The organism is Streptomyces sp. URMC 124 (assembly GCF_051386455.1).
Classification (GTDB): domain Bacteria; phylum Actinomycetota; class Actinomycetes; order Streptomycetales; family Streptomycetaceae; genus Streptomyces.
In genome coordinates this window covers 1-251 of record NZ_JBPQTS010000563.1, presented here as the reverse complement: position 1 = coordinate 251, position 251 = coordinate 1, and the positions used below count along the sequence as shown (strand labels likewise).

The 251-nt window shown below is 57.4% G+C and carries 1 pseudogene; it reads left to right on the top strand.

Going from position 1 to position 251, the window contains the following annotated elements:
- Positions 1-251, top strand: a pseudogene (locus tag ACSNOG_RS33705) (EscN/YscN/HrcN family type III secretion system ATPase); the annotation flags it as partial.

Sequence of the window (251 nt, the reverse complement as noted above, 5' to 3'; positions counted from 1 at the left end):
GACGTGTGCTATATCTATCCGACGAAGCAATCCAAGCCGCTGAAAGCCGAGGTTGTCGGCTTCAGAGACAACAAGGTGCTGCTAATGCCGCTCGGTGAGCTTCATTCCGTAGGACCGGGATGCGATGTGGTGGGAACCGGGAAACCGCTCAGCGTTCAGGTAGGTTCGGAACTGCTGGGCAAAGTGCTTGACGGATTGGGGCAGCCTCTAGACGGCTCGTTGATCCCGGCCCGTATGCCGCACTATTCAAC